Here is a 3514-nt window from a genome sequence, read left to right on the forward strand (position 1 = left end):
GATCCATCTGGCCTGTGAGGCGATCCGTGGTGGGCAGTGCGACACCGCGCTCGCGGGCGGCGTCAATCTCACCCCGCACCCCAACAAGTATCTGGTGCTCGGCCGGCGTGACTTCCTCTCCAGCGACGGCCGGTGCCGCAGCTTCGGCGAGGGCGGCGACGGCTACGTGCCCGGCGAGGGCGTCGGCGCCGTCCTGCTCAAGCCGCTGGCGCGGGCCGTCGCCGACGGCGACCGGATCCACGGCGTGATCAAGGCCACCGCCGTCAACCACGGCGGACGCACCTCCGGTTACTCGGTGCCCACCCCGGTCGCCCAGGGCGAGGTGATCGCCGACGCGCTCGCCGCCGCCGGCGTCGACCCGGGCGCCCTCGGCTATCTGGAGGCCCACGGCACCGGCACCTCCCTCGGCGACCCCATCGAGGTGGCCGGTCTGCAGCGGGCGTTCCGTCGCGCCGGTGGTGCCCCCGAGCGTCTGGCGATCGGCTCGGTGAAGTCCAACATCGGGCACTGCGAGAGCGCCGCCGGCATCGCCGGGGTCACCAAGGTGCTGCTGCAGATGCGCCACGGCGAACTCGTGCCGAGCCTGCACTCCGCCACCCTGAACCCGCACATCGACTTCGACCGCACCCCGCTGCGGGTGCAGCGCTCCCTGGAGCCCTGGCACCGCCCGGTCCGGGACACCGGCGGCGAACGGCGCACCCTTCCCCGGCTGGCCGGAGTCTCCAGCTTCGGCGGCGGCGGCTCCAACGCCCACGTCGTCATCGAGGAGTACCCGGAGCCGGTCCGCCCGCGGACCACACAGGGCGGCCCGTACCTGCTGGTGCTCTCCGCCCGGACCGAGGAGCAGCTCGCCGAGCAGGCCCGCCTGCTGCACGCCCGGCTCGGCGAGCTGACCGACGCCGACCTGCCGGCCGTCGCCTGGACCCTGCAGACCGGACGCATGGCCCTGGACCAGCGCCTGGCCCTCGCCGTGGGGTCCCTCACCGAGGCCCGCGACCGGCTCGCCGCGTTCGCCGCCGCGCCCGCCGCACCCGGACCCTGGGCCCGGGGCACCGTCCGCCCGGACCGTCCCGCGGACGCCGCCGCCGTCGGCACCGCCGTGACCGCCTGGCGCGAACAGGGCACGCACGAGGCGCTGCTCGCGCTCTGGGCCGAGGGCGGCGACGTGGACTGGGACCTCGCGGCCCGTCCGGGACCCCGCCCGCACCGCATCGGCCTGCCCGGCTACCCCTTCGCCCGCGAGCGCTGCTGGTTCGGCCTCGACACCGAGGGCGCGCCGCAGCGGCCCGCCGACGGCGAGGAGGGCGAGGGCGACGTCGTCCTGCTGCGGCCGCGCTGGGCCGAGGCGGCCGCCGCCGGGACCGCCGCGCACGGCGAGGCGTTCGCCGAACGGCACGTCGTCGTGGTCGGCCCGGTCACCGCCGGGGACCGCGAGGCCCTGACGGCCGCGCTGCCCGCTGGCACGCACTGCACCGTCGTCGAACCGGCCGACGGCTCCGTTCACCTCCGCTACACCGAGGCCGCACGCCAGGTGTTCGCCCTGACCCGCGACCTGCTGCTGCGCGGTGTCCGCCGGCCCACCCTGCTGCAGGTCGCCGCCGTCGGCGCCGCCGGGGACGGCACGGCCGCCTGCCTCGGCGGCCTGTCCGGGCTGCTGCGCACCGCGCACCTGGAGAACCCCAGGCTGCGCACCCAGTACGTGGAGTGCCTCGACGGCGCCGACCCGGCCACCCTCGCCGCCCGCCTCACCGCCGAGGCGGCATCCGGCCCGGAGCCCGAGGTGCGCCACCGCGGCGGCCGGCGGCTGGTCCGCCGCCCCGCCGAGGTCCCGCTGCGGCCCGCGCCCACGCCCTGGCGCGAGGGCGGCGTCTACCTCATCACCGGCGGAGCCGGCGGACTGGGCCTCGTCGTGGCCCGGGACATCGCCGCCGCCGTCGGCACCGCCACCGTGGTGCTCACCGGGCGCTCCGCGCTGACCGGCGCCCAGCGGGCCGGCCTGGACGCCCTGCGCGCCGCCGGCCTGACCGTCGACCACCGGCGCGCCGACGTCGGCGACCGCGACGCCCTCGCCCGTCTGCTGGCCCAGGTCACCGACGAACACGGGCCGTTGACCGGCGTCCTGCACTCCGCCGGCGTCGTCCACGACAACTTCCTGGTCCGCAAGAGCGCCGAGGAACTGGACCGGGTCCTCGCCCCGAAGGTGGCCGGCCTCGTCCACCTCGACGAGCTGACCCGCGAGCAGCCGCTGGAGCTGTTCGTCTGCTTCTCCTCGATCGCCGGAGCGTTCGGCAACCCCGGCCAGGCCGACTACGCGGCGGCCAACGCGTTCATGGACGCCTACGCCGTCCACCGCAACCGGCTCGTCGGCGCGGGCCTGCGCGCCGGGCGCACGGTGTCCGTCGGCTGGCCGCTGTGGGACGAGGGCGGCATGGGAGCCGACCACGCCGTCCGGGAGCAGTTGCGCGCCGCGGGGCTGGTGCCGCTCGACACCCCGCGCGGGCTGGCGGCCCTGCGGTTCGCCCTGGCCGACGAGGGCGTACGCGAGGACGGCGGGCTGCTGGTCGTCGCCGGCGACCGTACGGCCCTGTCGGCCACCCTCCTGCCGAGCAGCACACCGGCGGCGTCGGCCGCGCCGGCCGACGCCGGCCGGCCGGACGGGGCGACCGACGCCCCGGGCTCCGCCACCGGCACCGATGCCCTGGGCTCAGCCACCGGCACCGGTTATGACGCCCCGGGCTCCGGCACCGGCACCGGCGTCCCGGGCTCCGGCACCGCCGCCGGCCCGGCCGCATCCGGCGTCGAGGAGCGGGCCGTGGCCCACCTGCGGCGGGTGCTCGCGGCGGCGCTGAAGCTCGGGCCCGAGCGGCTGGACGCCGACACCCCGCTGGAGCGGTACGGCATGGACTCCGTGCTCGCCGTGACCATGCTGCAGCCGCTGGAGGAGACCTTCGGCCCCCTGTCGCGGACGCTGCTGTTCGAGGTGCGCACCGTGCGCGGCCTCGCCCGGTACCTCGCCGCCGACCACCCGCGGGCCCTGCGCACCCTGGTCGGCGACCCCGCCCCTGCCCCCGCCCCCGCGCCGGTGACGGCCCCGGCCGAGGCCGTCGCGTCCCGGCCCCCGCAGGCCCCGGCTCCGGCCGCGGCGCCGGCCCGGCGCGGGAGCGAGCGGAGCGAGGACGGCATCGCCGTCATCGGGATCAGCGGCCGCTACCCGCACGCCGGGGACCTGGAGGAGTTCTGGGCCGCGCTGAGCGAGGGCCGGGACTGCGTCACCGAGGTGCCGGCCGACCGCTGGGACAGCGGCGGCCGGGCCCAGTGGGGCGCGTTCCTCGACGGCGTCGACCGCTTCGACCCGCTGCACTTCGGCATCGCGCCGAGCGAGGCCGCCGCGATGGACCCGCAGCAGCGGCTGTTCCTGGAGACGGTGTGGCACCTGCTGGAGCAGGGCGGTGTCACCCAGGAGGTCGTCGAGCGGCGCCACCGCCGGCAGGTGGGCGTCTACGTCGGAGCCGCC

General features: G+C 77.7%; 1 protein-coding gene. It reads left to right on the forward strand.

Features of this window, described 5'->3' with window-relative positions:
* A partial coding sequence (locus TNCT1_RS35400; RefSeq protein WP_143640436.1) for an SDR family NAD(P)-dependent oxidoreductase occupies positions 1–3514 on the forward strand: 3514 nt, incomplete at both ends.

Source organism: Streptomyces sp. 1-11 (genome assembly GCF_007176755.1).
In the GTDB taxonomy this organism is placed as follows: Bacteria; Actinomycetota; Actinomycetes; order Streptomycetales; family Streptomycetaceae; genus Streptomyces.